Here is a 14786-nt window from a genome sequence, read left to right as displayed (position 1 = left end):
TTACCTCTCGCAGATCTCGGTGCTGTGCCGTCTCATGTCACCCCTGCGGCAGCGCGGGGTCGGGTGGCAAGCCGGCAATCCCGGGCGGGATGGGTGCTTGCGCGGCGGTCGGGGGTGCGGGCGGCACACCCGGGAACAGCGGAGTGCCGTCGGGCCCGTATTGCGCTGCGCCATAGGGTGGTTCCCACGGCGCCGTCGGGCCGGGCGCCGGGCCACCGGGATACCGGATGCTGGGATGCTCGGGGACCGCCCGAGTGACGGGGAAGAAGTTGACCCAGCCGGGGAACCCGATACCCGGGTTGGGCCGGTTGTCCAGACCGGTACCGAATCCGGTGTTGGTGATCAGGGTGCGCACCGGCCAGTTCTTCGCGACATCCGGGAGCGACCCGCAACCGGGCTTACCTCCCGGCCCACCCTTGGCGGCCACGATCGGCAGATTGTCGGGGTAGCGGTAGGGATCATCGCCGAGGAGCAGCGCCGCGTCCACGATCAAGGACTTGCCGTTGGCGCCTCCGGTGTAGTCGGCCTGTCCGAAATCGATGGCGTTCTTCCCGCCTTGGATAGTGCAGGTGTACTCCGGGTTGTACGTGTGCAAGAGCGCGGTGGTGGGCCGTGCGGTGTTGATCGCGGTGACGAGGTTGTCTTTGTTGGGACCGAGCAGTTGTGTACCGCTCTGCGCGAACCCCACAACGTTGATCAACAACGAATCGAGGTCGCGGGCGTGGGCGGCCACGGTGGCGCTCGTCGTGGTGGCGCCGTCGAGAATCCGGATGATGTCGGGCGCGGCTGCAGCGTAGGTGTCGTTGACGTCCTTGAAGGCGCGCCAGTCCGCACCGATGGTGTCCGCACGCTGGTTCAGCGCGGTGAGCACCTCGTTGGCCGCGGTGGTGGCCTCGCCCATGCGCTGCCCCTGGCCACGCACACCTTCGGCGACCGCCGACAGCACGGAGTTGAGTTTTGCGGGATCGATTTTCTTGATGACACCGACGAGGTCCTGGAAGACGGTGTTCACCTCGGTGCTGACGTTCTGTGACTGGAGCACGGCACCGGCGGCCAGCACCGTGCCCGACGGCTGTTCTGGGGGGATGAGGTCGACGTACTTGGCGCCGAAAACCGTGGTGGAGGCGATGCGTGCCTGCACGTTCGACGGCACGTAGCGGATCTTGTCGGGGTCCAGTTCCAACTGCAGGCTCACCGGGTCGCGACCGCCGCGCACCGATCCGACGCGGCCCACCTGGACACCGCGCATCTTCACCTTGGCACCGACCTCCATGACCAGACCGGCCCGATCGGAGTTGAGGGTGACCGGGACGAAGCGCCGGAACGATCCGTTGAACAGCACCCAGGTGAGGGCGAGCGACCCGATGACGACGACGATGAGAATCGCCGTCCACCAGTCCGGGTGGATGCGGGATTGGCCCGCGCGGCGCGCCATGCCCTCAGCCCGCCAGATTGAAGTTGCCGGACTGTCCGTAGATGGACAGCGTGACGAGGAGGGTGACGAATACGGCGACCACCAGTGACGTTCGGGTGGCACGCCCCACCGCTTCACCGACGCCGGCCGGTCCCCCCGACGCGGTGAAGCCATAGTAGGTATGCACCAGCATGATCACGACCGCGGTGACCACCGCCTGGACGAAGGACCAGATCAGGTCGGTGGGGATGAGGAAGGTGCGGAAATAGTGGTCGTACACGCCGGTCGACTGGCCGTAGATGACGGTGGTGCCGAAACGCGCCGCGAGGAAGGACATGATCACGGCGACGCAGTACAGCGGAACCACCACCACGACGCCGGCCAGCACGCGGGTGGTGGCCAGGTAGGCCAATGACCGGACGCCCATGACTTCGAGCGCGTCGATCTCCTCGTTGATCCGCATGGCGCCCAGCTGGGCCGTGGACCCGGCTCCGATGGTGGCAGCCATGGCGATGGCGGCGGTCAGCGGCGCGATGAGGCGGACGTTGAAGTACGCCGACGCGAAACCGGTCAATGCTTCGACACCGACCTGCGCGAACTGGTTGTAACCCTGGACGGCCACCAGCGCACCGGTCGATATGGTCAGAAAGCCGACGATGACGACGGTCCCGCCGATGACCGCCAAGGCTCCGGTGCCCAGGCTCATCTGGGCGATCAGCCGGAGGAGTTCGGTCTTGTAGTGCACGAACACATCAAGCGTGGAACCGAGGGTGCGGCCGTAGAACTGGGTCTGCTCGCCGACGCGGGTCCACCCGGCATGCCAGTTCGCAGAACGCTGCGACAGCCGCGGAAAGCGCTGATCCATAACGATTTTCAAGCTCACAGATTCACCTTGATCCCCACGGCGGTCATGAAGATGTTGATCACGAAGAGCGCGAGAAAGGAGAAGACGACGGTTTCGTTGACGGCGTTGCCGACGCCGGCCGGCCCACCGCCCACGGTGGTGCCCATATAGCAGGCGATCAGGCCGGCGGTCATCCCGAACAGCGTGGCCTTGATCAGCGAGACGACGACATCGCCAACGCCGGTGACCAGGGTCAGCCCGGCAACGAACGCGCCGGGCGTCACGTGCTGGAAGAAGACGGAGAAGGCGAACCCACCGGCCAGCCCCATGAGGATCACCAACGAGGACAGCAGCAGCGCCACCACCGTGGCGGCCAGCACGCGCGGCACGACCAGCGCACGGATCGGGTCGATACCCATCACCCGCTGGGCGTCCAATTCCTCTCTGATGGTGCGGGCGCCGAGATCTGCACACATCGCCGTGGCACCGGCCCCCGCGACTACGAGAACCGTGACGATAGGCCCGATTTGGGTGACCGCGCCCAGTGCCGCACCGGTCCCTGAGAAGTCGGCGGCTCCGAACTCGGCCAGCAACACGTTGAAGGTGAAGACGGTGAGCACCGTGAACGGGATCGACAGCATCAAGGTGGGCAGCAAGGACACCCGCGCCACAAACCAGCTCTGAAGAATGAACTCCCGCCATGGAAACGGGCGCGCAAACATCGCCATCGCGGTGTCCAGGGACATGGCGAAGAAGCCACCGATGGCACGCACCGGCTTGGTTGCACTACTGGTTCTGAACACCGAGCTCCTCACAGGTTCCGCACCGATGGCAGGTTCCACAACCGATGTCCTCGCACCGGGTGCGATTCGCCACGAGCGCCACGGTCGGCCCCTTCCGACCGTCGACTGGTGCGTCACATCGGTAGCCGCAGAGTGATGCGGCTCACGAATAGAATCAAAAGTAAACTAAAAATTCAAGCCCGCGGCCCCCGCCTGCGGGACGGCCTGGTCGCGGACGCACCATCACCGCAGGCCCTCACCGTTTTGACGGAGCCGTCAGGATTTGCCCATTACCGTGCAATGCCAGGTGATTACCCGGCCTAACCAGTCGCCCGTCAAGCCCGGACGCCGCACCGGCGGAGCCGACGACCGGAGGCGGACGCACAGAAGACTGTGCAGCCAGATTTCGATACAACGTTTTCGAATCGGTGATAAATTCTGCACATGCCTACACCGCTTCCGCATCCTGCCGACGCCGGTTTTGCCGAGGCCTACAGCCGCGCGTGGACCGAAGACCCCGAGGGCCTGTGCGCCTTCTTCGCCGAAGACGGTGTGTACGAGGATGTCGCGATGGGCGGCACCTATACCGGGCGCCAGGGCATCCAGCGCTTCCACCGTTGGATGCTCAAGTTCTCACCCGACTCGCTGATCGTGTTCGGCGAACCGGCCGTACAGGATGGCCGGGCCTACTACGAGTGGACGTGGAGCGGCTCGATCAACGGCCCACTACGCCTGCCCGACGGCAGCCAGCTCGATGCCACGGGAAAGGACTTCTCGGTGACCGGAATTGCGTCGTGCCGGTTCGACGACGAGGGCAAGCTGACCAGCCACCGCGACTTCTGGGACGTGGGGCTGCTGGTCGAACAGTTCGGCCGATCGCTGACGGCGGCCCCGGCCTGACGTCGCGCCGGGCGCCGAATCAGAACATCAGCGCGGTGAAACGCCAATCCAGGACCTGCCGGTCCTCGTCGGGCGCGGCCTCCCCCGCGGCGTAGACCAGCGACCGAAGCTCGAGGGTGCCGCCCCGGTCGTCCGGCAGCGGCGTCGCCGCAAGGACGTGAAGCTCGCTGTAGAGCGTGTCGCCCTCGTGCACCGGGCCGGTGTGATCGCACGATGCCCACCGCAGCACGGTCGCCAGGTTGGGCAGCAAGCGCGTCGCCTGGGCCAGGGCCAGGCCGATGGTGTGGCCGCCATAGACCAGTCGTTGCCCACCGATTCGCTGATCATGATGTGTCGCAGCGATATTGAGACTCAGTCTCGCCAGTTCGGGAGCACTGCTGACGACATCCCCGGTGCTGCGCAGCATGGTGCCGGCCAGATCCGTGGTGAAGTGCGGGCCGGGGACGCGATCCCGGAAGGCCCCGGCGTCCCAGTCACGGGCCGGATCGGTCTGCACTCCGCCGGTGCCGATGGACGCGAGATCATCGTCGTGACCCGTCTCCGGCGCCTGGGGCGAGAGCGGCAACATGGCGCACCGATGGAAGTCCAGAACCAGCCGCTCATGCTGGTCGACCGTCGTGATCCGCAACGCGGCGAGCCCGGTCGGTGCTCGGCCTTCGCGACGGGAGTTCTCCTTCAAGCCGACCACCTCGGTCCGGGTGAACAGCGAATCACCGATGTGCGGAAAACGGTGAAAGGCCAGTCCACGGTAGAAGAGATTGGCCTTGACACGCTGGGTTGCCAGTGTGCTCTGACCGATGGCGACATCGGTCACCAACGACGGGTGGGCCAGCGCCGAGGAACTCCCCGTGACCGCGGCGGCCAGTCCTGCGTCGAGGGCGAGGCGCAGCCGGTCCCCGAGAACGGCCTGGTGCACGGCAGCTGCGCCCTCGGTGAGCGTCATTGCCGGCGCGGTGTCGAAAACCTGCCCGACCTCGAGCTCGTCGAAGTGCGGACCACCCGCGATCTGGGATCGGCCGACGTCGGTCATCTGAATTCCTCCACGCCGCGCGTGACTCCGTTCCACCCGAGGAGCCACAGCTTTTGAATTCGCATTCAAGGCGAAGGTAGCAGATCAGGATGTCGGGCCGTCGCTCAGCCGGTGACGTCGCGGCCGATCAGCCGCCGCGCAATGATCCACTGCTGCAGTTCGTTGGCGCCCTCGAAGATCTCCAGGATCTTGGCGTCTCGGTACATCTCCTCCAAACGCACCGATTCACCGGTCTCGCCAACCCGACGCGCGAAGCCGAGCGCGCCGTAGATCTGGATCGCCTCGCGCACCAGATCGTTGGCCAGCCTGGTGCCATACGCCTTGGCCATAGCCGCCTCCGGCTCGGCGGTGCGGTCACCGCGGTCGACGAGCGTCGCCGCTTTCTGGTAGAGCGTTCGCGCACACTCGATCTCGGTGGCGCGCTGGGCCATGGTGAACTGCCAGTGCTGCATGGCACCGAGCGGGGCTCCGAATACCTCACGGGTGCGCAGCCGTTCGACGGCGAGGTCGAGGGCGGCCTGTGCGACCCCGACACCCGCAGCGCCGATCCCGATGCGTCCGCGCACCAACGCCGACAGTGCCACACTCATGCCACCGCCGGCGGCCCCCAGTAGATTCTCCCGGGGCACAAAGACATCGGTGAACTCGATATCGGCGGTGATCTGACCCCGGTGCCCCATCTTCAGGTCGGGTGTACCGATCCGCACACCGGGCGAGCTGAGGTCTACCAGGAGCATGGTGGCCCGGTCGGCGTGGGCTCCCGCCCGAACCAGCACCGACACCCAGCCCGCCGCAACGCTGTTGGTGATCCACCGCTTGCGGCCGTTGACCACGAAACCACCGGCGGCCTCCTCGCCGACGGTGCCCAGTCGTGTGGCGGTCAGGTCGGAACTGGTTTCTGGTTCGGTGGTGGCGAAGGCGAAAGCCACACGGCCGCTGATCAGTTCGGGGATCAGCCTGGCCTGCAACTCGTCGGTGGCGAAGGTCAGCGTCTGCGGGACGAGGATGCACTGGCCGTCGTAGACGCCGGCCAGCGACGACGAGTGGTAGGCGATCTCCTCGGCGACCGTGCACGTGCCGAGCATCGGATGCTCCAAACCCCGGCCGAACTTCGGCCCGAAGGGCACCGCGAACATGCCGTCGTCGGCGAGACCCCGGAACGCTTGCCACGGGAAGCTGTCGACAGATTCTTCCCGCTGCCCGATATCGCGGGCGTGGGGCACGACGCTGCGCCGAACCGCCTCCCTGGCCTCTGCACGCAGGGCGACGATCTCGTCGGGTAGCCAGACATCGTGGGTCATCCGGTCTTGGGTACGTGCTGGTGTCACCACCGCAGAATAACAGTCAGATCTGACTGTTATTGGTCGGTGGTCAACACTTGCCTCGCCAGTGCCGACCACAACGCCACATGCGGATCCTCATCGGCATTGCGCTCATCGAAGGCATAGGTCAGCGCCACGCCCCGCATGCTGGTGAACAGCAGTTCACGGAGCTCGGCGAAAGCGGGATGGCTGCCGTACACGGGGCCGAACATCGTCGTGATCACGTGCTCGATGGACCGCCCGAGCCGGCGTTCATGGTCGGCCAACTGCGCCCGAAGGGTGGGATCCGTCCGGGCCGCCATCCACAGTTCCATCGCCGCCCAGAAATAGGGCTGCCGGAATGTCTGCCACAGTGCGGCAACCGCGTAGTCGATGCGCTGCGCCCCCACCGCGGGCGCCACGGGGGCGGCGTCGAACCAGCGTTCCATCTCGCCGATCCGTTCCACAGCCAAGTGCTGTGCAGCGGCCACGAGCAACTCGTCACGCGACGGGAAATAGTGCAGTAGTCGGCCTCGGGACACGCCCGCGAGTTGCTGGATCACCACGGTTGTCGCCCCACCGTAGCCGTGCTCGACCAGGGCCTGCACGGCCGCCTCGAGGATCAGAGCTCGGCTGTCCGACCGCCGCTCGGGGCGTGACTTGTGTTCGGTTCGCGGCTCGGTACCCACCACGGCAGGCTACTGAACAACGCTGCAGCCGGCCGCGAATCCGGCGAGCGAAAGCGCCGATCTCCCTGGATGGCAATGGCCGATTGGTGTCCTGTCCAGTGTCGGCGTTGGCCTAAGCTGCTACCCGGGGAGCACGACAACAGGGGGAAATCGCATGGCAGGTCCTATTCAGCAGCCGAATCCGTATGCGGCCTATCCGGCGCCGCCGGAGGTGCCGATCTTCCAGGTCACGACCATGAGCCATATCGGTGCACTCATTTTCTGGTTCAACCAGCGCAGGACGGTCCACGGGACCTACCAGCAGTGCGACGCCGCCCTGCGATCGGCTCAGACCCAGAACCTCATCGTCGGCTGGTGGAGTTTCCTGTCGATCCTGATTCTCAATTGGGTTGCCCTCATCCATAATTCGCAATCCCGAAAGAAGCTGAACCAGGACGCGCAGAACGCCGAGGCCTATGCCGAATGGTGGCACACCTACGTGCGAACGGGTCAGGCCTAGATGACCTACAGCACCGGCACTCCCCCAGGCTGGTTCCCCGACCCGACCACCGGAGGGCTGCGTTGGTGGGATGGGCAGCAGTGGACCGAGCACCGTCAAACCGTTCCGCAACAAGCACATCCGTACCCACCCGGCACGCCCGGATCCTATGTGCCACCGCAGTGGGTCCACGATGTGGCGGCCGCGCAGGCGGCGCACAAGAAGCGCACCCGAGTGCTCGCGGTGATCGCCGCCGTCGTTCTGGTGGCGGGTGGCATCGGTTGGTACTTCTTGGCGCAGAACACATCCTCCACCGACTGGTACCAGGAGGGCTACGACGTGGGCTACCACAAGGCCGGCGCGGTGAGTTCAATGGGTCAGGACCCGGATGAGGCATGCGCTTTGGCTTTGATCGGCAAGATCAACTTGGGCGACAGTTCCCGCCGCTTCCGCAATCGCGAGCTCCGACGCGGTTGCGTCCAAGGAGCGCAGGACTACCTCAGGGACCACGGACCGCCGCCGGGATTGAAGTAGGCACAATCAGCCGCCGTGGCACGTCTCACCGTGCGGGATCGTGCCTCAGCGACACGTGACACCGTGGTTCTGGCAGAACATTCCGAAGCCGCCCCACTGCGTTGCCGGCCCACCTTGGTCAGTGGGGTCCACGGACAGCACCGGCGTCTGCGTGATCAACTGATCGATGATCGACGGCACCCAGGGCGGTGACGGATCCGGTTGCGCGACAGCCACGCCGACAGCATGACCAAGGCCGACAACGCTCAGTGCACTCACCAGCACAGCACGAACGCAAAGACGAGTTCTCATCCGTTGCTCCCTCGGCTTGCGCTGACCTGCCCTTCAGGATATGTCACCCCAGATGGGAAGGTTTCCAGTACGGACGGACCGTAGATCGCTTTCCCGTCACGGATCAACAACGACCCGGAATGCCGCGCCCGTGAGTCTGCCCCTTCGAATCGGGCGCCGCCTACGGTGTCGCCATGACGCAGACGGCCCAGATCGTCCGCCGATCGCTGGCGGCCGCCGTGTGCATCGTCGTCTCCACGACTGTCATATCGCCGGCGCGGGCCGACCCCGACGCGGAGCCCGCCGCGGCGACCACAAACCCCGACGACGGCCGCCTTGCTTCCAACGATCCCGCCGTCGTCAACACCCCTGACGGTTGGACCCTCACACTCGGCGCCAAGGACGAGTCTCAGGTGCCGGTGCCACCGTTGACGACCGCGGTCTCGTCTCGGGAGTACCTGTCCAGCGGAACCTTCATCGGCTCGCTACGTGGTCCCGAGGAGCCCCGAGGGGTGTTCGAGGTCGGCTACGAGATCGGCTGCGGAATCGACATGAGCACATCCAACGGTGTGACGATGGCGGGAAGCGCCGGCATCACCCCTACGCTGGGCGCATCGGGACCTCTCGGTGCCCTCCCGACCACGGTGGTGCCCGCCGTCTCGACGCCCGTCAACGGAGTCATCACGGTCGGGCTGAAACCCGGCCTGGTGATCGTGGTGCCTGTCGACAAGAAGGAATTCAAGAGCGCGGATCCATGGGTGATGATCACCAACTTCCACGTCAAGATCGACGGGTGTGTGGGGCAGTCGTTCATCCGTTCGTACGCCACGCTGATCAGACGCACCGATCAATCGGATGTCGTCCTGTCCTACGTGGGCGTCACCAAATCGGTGTAATTAGCTCGCAGCGATGATCAACGCATCGGCCTTTCTGCCGAGGTCATCTCACCGAAGAGGAATCCCTGCCCGAACTCGCAGCCCCACTCCAGCAGCAGTGAGCGCTGCGTCTGGGACTCGATGCCTTCGGCGATGATCGACAGGTCCAGACTTCGGCCCAAACTCAACACGGCCTTGGTGATGGCGATGCATCGCAGGTCGCCGGGAAGTCCGGCGATGAATTGCCGGTCGATCTTCAGGATGTCGATCGGAAGGTCAACGATTTTCACAAGGCCGCTGAAGCCGGTACCGACATCGTCGATCGCGATCCGTACTCCATCCCGTCGAAGACGTTCCAGTCCCCTTTTGGTGGAGTCCGCGATGAGACCGGCATAGGTTTCGGTGAGTTCGAGCACCAGCCGCTGCGGGTCCAGTTCCGTTGTCTCCAGCGCGTCCACGACGTCGGCGCGCAGATCTCCAGCCTCCAATTGCCGACCGGACACGTTGACGTGCACAGCTGCGCGCGACCAGGGACCGCTCCATTGCGTCGCTTGGCGGCAGGCTTCACGGAGCACATATCGGCCGATGGCCGGCATGTACTGCGAACTCTCGGCAACGGCCAGGAACTGATCGGGTGTGAGCAGACCACGGTCCGGATGTTTCCAGCGCAGAAGTGCCTCTGCTGCGACGGGGTGGCCCGTGGCGATGTTCACGATGGGCTGGAAATGGAGCACAAATTCGGTCTGATATACGCCGCGGGCCAATTCCGGCATCATCTGAACCGCAGAAGCCCTTGCCTCAGAACAGAAGTCGGCACCGAGAGTGACACGGTCTTGACCGCTTCGCTTCGCGCGGTACATCAGCGCATCCGCCTGCTTCAACAGCGTCTCTGCCGTGCAACCCGACTGTGCCACCGCCACGCCGGTGCTGGCTGACAATTGATCGCAGATGGTGCCGGCAGACAGTTGTATCGGTTGTCGGATCGTCGCCCGAATCCTACGCGCGACCTGGTGAAGTTCGGCAGGCCCGGAGATGCCAGGGCATAACACGGCGAACTCGTCACCGCCAAGACGTGCCGCGGTGTCGTCGGGCCGGATGGTGGACGCTATCCGTTGAGCCACGGTGGTGAGCACTTGGTCACCCAGCGCATGGCCCCAGGTGTCATTGACTTCCTTGAAGCCGTCGAGATCCAAGAAGATCACCCCGACGCCGCCGAAGTCCGGGTGCTCCGCATCAGACATCGCTCGGTCGACAAGGTCGACGAACAGTGCCCGATTGGCCAGGCCCGTCAGCGCGTCGTGCAAGGCCATGTGGTGCAGTTGAGCCTCGGCCGCCTTGCGGGCGGTGATGTCCTCGACGACGCAGAATCCGTATGGAGCAGAGCCTTCCGGCGCTACGACGGAAGCCGATATCGAACCCCACATGGTGGTGCCGTCTGCCCGTTGGAACTGAACCTCTGTTTCGACCTGAGCTCCCGCCTCCAACTCGAGGAGTTGTCCCCATGCGGCCGAAGGGGTCACACTCAACTCGGTGAGGTAGCAGCCGGTTACCGACCGGCCGACAAAGCCGGCCATGGCGTGGTTGCACCGAGTGATATGTCCGCCGCGGTGTGGTCCGATCTCGAACATGAACATGCCCATCAGGGATGTGTCGAACGCGAGACGGAACCGCTCTTCGCTTTCCATCAAGGCCAATTCGGCCGCTTTTCGTTCCGTGATGTCCGTTGCCACACCGATATATCCCGTGCAGGCGCCCTCGGCATCCACCATCTCAGATACCGCCAGACTTACCTGGACCCGGCTGCCATCGCGGCGTACGTAGGTCCACTCCCGCACCTCTGCCCGATCGGAAGTGACGTTGTGGATGAACACGTCGAAGCCGACGGGGATATCCAATTCCCCTGCCCGTTGCGCGACTTCGGGAAGATGATGGAACTCCATGGGCGTCCGCCCCAGCATTTCGGCGCGCGGGCAAGCCAGCATCCGCTCGGCGCCGTTGTTGAAGACCGTGATGCGGCCGCGCGGATCGGTGCCGATGACGGCCTGTTCCGAAACCGCCTGCAACACCGCAGCAAACAGATCACGCGTTTCGCGAAGCGTCTGCGCGTTCCTGCGTTCGTCGGTGACGTCGCGGAATGCCACGACGCTCAACCGCGGCTGTCGAGCCAACGGCGCCGTCGACAGCTCGACGACCCTGGAATCTTGGGCGGCAACGCTGACATCACACCGCCGATCGGTCGGATCACCCTTGGAGACAGGTAGATTCGGCACCGATTCGACCACCGCAGCCGTCAAGCCGGAAGCACCGGCACGCACGTTCTGCAGGACGACTTCGCCGGCCGCGCCCACGACGACCACACCGTCATGAATGCTGTCGAGCACCGCGCCCAACAGCTCGGAATTCTGATCGGCCTGATCACGTGCCACCTTCAACTCGGCGATGAAGCGCGCCCGGGAATCCCGGTAGAGCGCCAACGCCAGCACCACGACGGCGAGGCTGCAGACCATCGCCTGAGCGAGCAATGCCCGCGCCTGGGCATCCGGGCCGACGTAGACGCCCTTGTCGGAAAGGGTGGCGAAGATGATCCACACCCCCGCAGCGGTGAGGAACAGGGTGCTGGTGGTGGTGCTGTAGCGCAGCGCCAACCACATCGTGGGAACCAGACTGAGGAACGCCAAGGGCATCCCACTGTTGACCCAAAAGATCCAGAAGAAGACGGATCCCACACCTGCCGAAACGGCCAGCGCCTCGATCACCGCTGCCGCGGAGAATCTCGGCCGGGTCCAGGTCAGGTCGCGCAGGCGAAGCCAGATGGCCACGCCCAGCAGTGCCGAGGCGCCGTTCCGAACGGCGAACAACGCGAACGTTTCCCCGATGCGGACCTGGCTCGTAACGGCCAGGTAGGCCGTCGCCAGCGCCGCCGCGCAACACGTTCCGATGGTCACCGCTGCGACGAGTCGCGCCAGATCCGCTGGGTCGCGCAGCGCCACAGCTCGATGCCCACCTGCCATGAGGCTGGCAGTCACCCCCGCCAGGACGCCATTGACCACGACAAACCACGCGGCGAGCGGCGGCGGCGCGCCGGTGGCGAGGTTCGTCACAAGCGTCACCAAGCCGAACGTTGCCACGTGCAGGGCCGGCCACCGAAGCCGATCGCAGCGGACCGTCAAGAGCCAGATGACGGCCACCGCGGCAGCGGGCCACACCAACGCGACCTCACCACCACCCAACCGTGTCGCCCGCCCGGCGACCACGGAGAGCGCGTAGGCCAGCGCAAACGCCAGCAGGAGCGTCACAGAGCCGACTATTCGAACCATCGCACCCCGATTCAGCAGATACGTCAATTACCAGCATGAGGCCCCCACCGGCCTCACAGGGGCAAACCGACGGAAATGTGGCGAAGTGGTGCCGAGGTGGCACGACAGCGGTGACGCTCAAGAACCGCAAAACCGCGCCGGCGCGGCAACGCTGAGCGCACCGCATGCCGCCGCCGGACGCCGTGCGGCGCACGACGGCATATCCCTTGGGGCGCTCACATTCTCGACCGTCGAGCAGACCACGGCTCGCTTCTCGATGGTCGGGAATGTCGAGCCTTCTCTGCCAGAAACCACAAAACCCCACCTGAGTGGGGTTCTTGTGGTGGTCCCGACTGGGATCGAACCAGTGACCTTCCGCGTGTGAGGCGGACGCTCTCCCCCTGAGCTACGAGACCGGGGAACGACGTGGAACATTAGCACGCTCGGTCCCCGGCTCCCGAATCGCATCGGCGCGGACCGCCGGCCAGTAACGTCTGACCGGTGAACCGTTGGCCTCTCGCCGTCCTCACGGCAGCCGCGCTGGTGCCGCTGAGCACCCCGACTGCCGCGGCTGATGACCTGGTGACGTTCATCTCGCCGAGCGGCAACGTCGGCTGCGTCCTGGACGCTCACTACGCCCGCTGCGACATCGTCGACCGCGATTGGAATCCGCCGCCCCGACCGGCCGACTGCGAATTCGACTACGGCCAGGGCATCGGGCTGGCGCCGGGCGAACCGGCGGCGTTCGTCTGCGCCGGTGACACCACCCTGGGCGGCGAACGGGTGCTCGGCTACGGCGACGCACTGACCCGCGGGCGGCTCACATGCGAGAGTTCCGAGGCCGGGGTCGGGTGCCGGGATACGGGCACTGGTCGCGGGTTCTCGCTCTCACGGGAGATTTACCAGCTGTTTTGACTCTGATTGCCCTTCGGTTCCAAGTGATTTGTGGTTCTTCGCATGGTTGGACTAATGTTCCATCCCGCACCGGGTGACGATCTCACCCGAGGCACGCGGATGTAGCGCAGTTGGTAGCGCATCACCTTGCCAAGGTGAGGGTCGCGGGTTCGAATCCCGTCATCCGCTCGAAGGTGCAGTGGCATCAACCCCAGCGGTGGAGTGGCCGAGTGGTGAGGCAACGGCCTGCAAAGCCGTGCACACGGGTTCGATTCCCGTCTCCACCTCCAAAAGTTGGACCCGGCGCGATTAGCTCAGCGGGAGAGCGCTTCCCTGACACGGAAGAGGTCACTGGTTCAATCCCAGTATCGCGCACCACGATCATTGCAGCTCAGACGCTGCGCCTAGGCTCGCTCATAGAAGCCTGAGAGCCGGGCCCAGCTCGCATTCTGTCAGTATTCGTTCAGACTGAATGACTGGATCCCCTCGCGGCGACATCGCACCAGCATTCCGGGCGGCAGATCTACCGTCGTTCCGCGCCAGGCCCGAAACCGAGTCGCAACCGTCCACCCACTGAATTGACACGGCGGCAAAGTAAAGTTCAGGCCCGTGCTTGGGAAGGTGAGTCACTGGCTGAAGCGGCATGTATCTGCACGTGGGCTGATGGTGGCAGCAGCCGCAGCGGTCGTCGCGGGAGGTGTGGCGCTGGTGCTCCTCCACTCACCCAGCGCACCTCCCTACGTTCCGAAAGCACCGGAGCCGTCGTCCACAACGCCCTCGCCGACGACGACCGAAGCACCTGTGACCACCGTCGAACCCACCGCGACGGCACCGACGACCACCGCGCCGCCGGCAACCGAAGAGCCCTGGACATCCGAGGCACCGTGGACGCCGGCCCCCCAACCCTCGTCCACGACCACCCCGTCGACCACCACCCCGCACCCGACGCAAAGCAGGCATACCAAGCCCCCGGAAAAGCCCACCTACATGCCCGGGCAGGTGCATTCCTGAGCACCGACCGGGATTCGGGCACGGCTGTGCGCACCGGGTGAAAAACAGTTGAGTCCGCGTACGCCTTCACGAGAATATGAGCCCATGACAGATTTCCTCGAGGTGAGCGGCCCCGCGTCGCTGGCTGCGCTGGTGTCTGCCCTTTCACCCGGCCATCCCCGCCCGCTGGGCAGCATCGCCAGCGTCTGGCTCGACGGTGAAGCGGTCTTCGCGGTGGCACGGTACGACGCCACCGAGCAATGGCCGTACCTGATCAGCGTCCAGCACACCAGCTTGGGCCACGACGGCGATATCCGACGCCAATCGACGCAGGTGATCCGCCGGCTGGGCAGGGTGGGCTGGACCGTGCGCCATGCCGACGGCGACGATCGCGCCATCGCCTGACCCGAGAACCGTCAGCTTCCGCCCCCGCCACAACCGCCACCACCGCAGCCACCACCACTACAACCGCTGTGACCATGGCCGCCG

Annotated in this window: 15 protein-coding genes and 4 tRNA genes; 9 read left to right on the top strand and 10 right to left on the bottom strand. The window is 65.3% G+C overall.

The window, feature by feature from the left end; all coding sequences use genetic code 11:
- Positions 1 to 37: 37 nt before the first annotated feature.
- From SBI67_RS23315 to SBI67_RS23305, 3 genes are read right to left on the bottom strand one after another with little or no spacing between them, the layout of a single operon-like run.
- A complete protein-coding gene (locus SBI67_RS23315; protein WP_318982823.1) occupies positions 38 to 1435 on the bottom strand; it encodes an MCE family protein in 1398 nt (465 codons plus the stop codon).
- A gap of 4 nt (positions 1436 to 1439) precedes the next feature.
- Positions 1440 to 2279 (bottom strand): ABC transporter permease, encoded by an 840-nt coding sequence (locus SBI67_RS23310; protein ID WP_318983039.1) that lies wholly within the window; start codon positions 2277 to 2279, stop codon positions 1440 to 1442.
- Between the two features lie 14 nt (positions 2280 to 2293).
- Complete coding sequence (locus SBI67_RS23305) at positions 2294 to 3004, bottom strand: MlaE family ABC transporter permease (RefSeq protein ID WP_318983038.1); 711 nt, start codon at positions 3002 to 3004, stop codon at positions 2294 to 2296.
- 480 nt (positions 3005 to 3484) lie between these two features.
- Between SBI67_RS23305 and SBI67_RS23300 the strand changes: the two genes are divergently transcribed.
- Complete coding sequence (locus SBI67_RS23300) at positions 3485 to 3940, top strand: nuclear transport factor 2 family protein (protein WP_318982822.1); 456 nt, start codon at positions 3485 to 3487, stop codon at positions 3938 to 3940.
- Between the two features lie 19 nt (positions 3941 to 3959).
- Here SBI67_RS23300 and SBI67_RS23295 read toward each other — a convergent pair whose 3' ends face one another.
- The 3 genes from SBI67_RS23295 to SBI67_RS23285 all read right to left on the bottom strand — a co-directional run bounded on the left by SBI67_RS23295 (position 3960) and on the right by SBI67_RS23285 (position 6960).
- On the bottom strand, positions 3960 to 4970 hold the full coding sequence (locus SBI67_RS23295) for a hotdog family protein (RefSeq protein WP_318982821.1): 1011 nt from the start codon (positions 4968 to 4970) through the stop codon (positions 3960 to 3962).
- 104 nt (positions 4971 to 5074) lie between these two features.
- Positions 5075 to 6271 carry an acyl-CoA dehydrogenase family protein gene (locus tag SBI67_RS23290; protein WP_318983037.1) on the bottom strand — a complete coding sequence of 399 codons (1197 nt, stop codon included), beginning with the start codon at positions 6269 to 6271 and terminating at the stop codon, positions 5075 to 5077.
- A gap of 56 nt (positions 6272 to 6327) precedes the next feature.
- Positions 6328 to 6960, bottom strand: coding sequence for a TetR/AcrR family transcriptional regulator (locus tag SBI67_RS23285; protein ID WP_318982820.1), 633 nt, complete (start codon positions 6958 to 6960; stop codon positions 6328 to 6330).
- 154 nt (positions 6961 to 7114) lie between these two features.
- On the opposite strand from SBI67_RS23285, the gene SBI67_RS23280 reads away from it, so the two are divergent.
- Both SBI67_RS23280 and SBI67_RS23275 read left to right on the top strand, forming a co-directional pair.
- Positions 7115 to 7459, top strand: coding sequence for a hypothetical protein (locus SBI67_RS23280; protein WP_318982819.1), 345 nt, complete (start codon positions 7115 to 7117; stop codon positions 7457 to 7459).
- Positions 7460 to 7972, top strand: coding sequence for a DUF2510 domain-containing protein (locus SBI67_RS23275; RefSeq protein WP_318982818.1), 513 nt, complete (start codon positions 7460 to 7462; stop codon positions 7970 to 7972). It begins immediately after the preceding gene.
- Between the two features lie 45 nt (positions 7973 to 8017).
- Here the strand turns inward: SBI67_RS23275 and SBI67_RS23270 are convergent, their stop codons facing one another.
- Positions 8018 to 8188 carry a hypothetical protein gene (locus SBI67_RS23270; protein ID WP_318982817.1) on the bottom strand — a complete coding sequence of 57 codons (171 nt, stop codon included), beginning with the start codon at positions 8186 to 8188 and terminating at the stop codon, positions 8018 to 8020.
- A gap of 248 nt (positions 8189 to 8436) precedes the next feature.
- Here SBI67_RS23270 and SBI67_RS23265 point away from each other — a divergent pair, with 248 nt between their 5' ends.
- On the top strand, positions 8437 to 9138 hold the full coding sequence (locus SBI67_RS23265; RefSeq protein WP_318982816.1) for an MspA family porin: 702 nt from the start codon (positions 8437 to 8439) through the stop codon (positions 9136 to 9138).
- Positions 9139 to 9155: 17 nt separating this feature from the next.
- Here the strand turns inward: SBI67_RS23265 and SBI67_RS23260 are convergent, their stop codons facing one another.
- On the bottom strand, positions 9156 to 12434 hold the full coding sequence (locus SBI67_RS23260) for a bifunctional diguanylate cyclase/phosphodiesterase (protein ID WP_318982815.1): 3279 nt from the start codon (positions 12432 to 12434) through the stop codon (positions 9156 to 9158).
- A gap of 320 nt (positions 12435 to 12754) precedes the next feature.
- Positions 12755 to 12829 (bottom strand) — tRNA-Val (locus SBI67_RS23255).
- 85 nt (positions 12830 to 12914) lie between these two features.
- Between SBI67_RS23255 and SBI67_RS23250 the strand changes: the two genes are divergently transcribed.
- From SBI67_RS23250 to SBI67_RS23235, 4 genes are all read left to right on the top strand, one after another.
- On the top strand, positions 12915 to 13328 hold the full coding sequence (locus tag SBI67_RS23250) for a DUF6636 domain-containing protein (protein WP_413232550.1): 414 nt from the start codon (positions 12915 to 12917) through the stop codon (positions 13326 to 13328).
- Between the two features lie 95 nt (positions 13329 to 13423).
- Positions 13424 to 13496, top strand: a tRNA-Gly gene (locus tag SBI67_RS23245).
- 27 nt (positions 13497 to 13523) lie between these two features.
- Positions 13524 to 13597 (top strand) — tRNA-Cys (locus SBI67_RS23240).
- A gap of 13 nt (positions 13598 to 13610) precedes the next feature.
- A tRNA-Val gene (locus SBI67_RS23235) sits at positions 13611 to 13685 on the top strand.
- 359 nt (positions 13686 to 14044) lie between these two features.
- Here the strand turns inward: SBI67_RS23235 and SBI67_RS23230 are convergent.
- Positions 14045 to 14239, bottom strand: coding sequence for a hypothetical protein (locus tag SBI67_RS23230; RefSeq protein ID WP_318982814.1), 195 nt, complete (start codon positions 14237 to 14239; stop codon positions 14045 to 14047).
- A gap of 163 nt (positions 14240 to 14402) precedes the next feature.
- On the opposite strand from SBI67_RS23230, the gene SBI67_RS23225 reads away from it, so the two are divergent.
- The gene (locus SBI67_RS23225) at positions 14403 to 14702 is read left to right on the top strand and encodes a hypothetical protein (protein WP_318982813.1); all 300 of its coding nucleotides are present in this window, start codon (positions 14403 to 14405) and stop codon (positions 14700 to 14702) included.
- Positions 14703 to 14786: the final 84 nt, after the last annotated feature.

Origin of the sequence: Mycolicibacterium chengduense, from assembly GCF_033741155.1 — a bacterium.
GTDB lineage: Bacteria > Actinomycetota > Actinomycetes > Mycobacteriales > Mycobacteriaceae > Mycobacterium.
The sequence above is the reverse complement of the archived record's forward strand: the minus strand, read 5'-3'. Positions and strand labels throughout refer to the sequence as shown.